Genomic DNA, 659 nt, shown 5'->3' with positions numbered 1-659 from the left:
GCCCCAGCAGCAAACGCCTTACACCGCCCATCAGCAGCCAAACCCCGCTGCCGCGAAAACTCCACAAACGCCCGCGGAGTAGCCATCACCGTCACACCACCCGCCAGAGCCATCGAGCACTCCCCCGAGCGCAACGACCGCACCGCCAAATGCAACGCCACCAACGACGACGAACAAGCCGTGTCCACAGTCAACGCAGGACCCACCAAACCGAACTGATAAGCAATACGACCCGACACCACACTCCCGGCCGTACCTGTTACCAGCAAACCTTCCAGCTCGGCAGGAAACTGACCAACCGGCGGCGCATAATCCTGATACATCGACCCCGCAAAGACACCCGTCCTACTCCCCTGCACCGACAAAGGATCAATACCCGCTCGCTCGAACGCCTCCCACGAAACCTCCAGCAACAACCGCTGCTGCGGATCCATCGCCAACGCCTCACGCGGAGAAACCCCAAACAACCCGGCATCAAACAACGAAGCCTCATGAAGGAAACCACCCTCACGCGTATAAACAGTGCCCGGCCGAGCCGGATCAGGATCATAAAGACCATCAACATCCCAACCACGATCGACAGGAAAACCACCAACCACATCACGCCCCTCCGCCACCACATCCCAAAGATCCTCAGGCGAAACCACCCCACCCGGATA

At 59.6% G+C, this 659-nt stretch carries 1 protein-coding gene; it reads right to left on the bottom strand.

Annotated elements, in window-relative coordinates:
- Window positions 1-647: beta-ketoacyl synthase N-terminal-like domain-containing protein (locus ACFFGN_RS35985; RefSeq protein ID WP_380057745.1), on the bottom strand; the 647-nt coding region annotated here is incomplete at its 3' end.
- Window positions 648-659: the final 12 nt, after the last annotated feature.

The organism is Kribbella deserti (assembly GCF_042434725.1).
Classification (GTDB): domain Bacteria; phylum Actinomycetota; class Actinomycetes; order Propionibacteriales; family Kribbellaceae; genus Kribbella; species Kribbella deserti.
The sequence above is the reverse complement of the archived record's forward strand: the minus strand, read 5'-3'. Positions and strand labels throughout refer to the sequence as shown.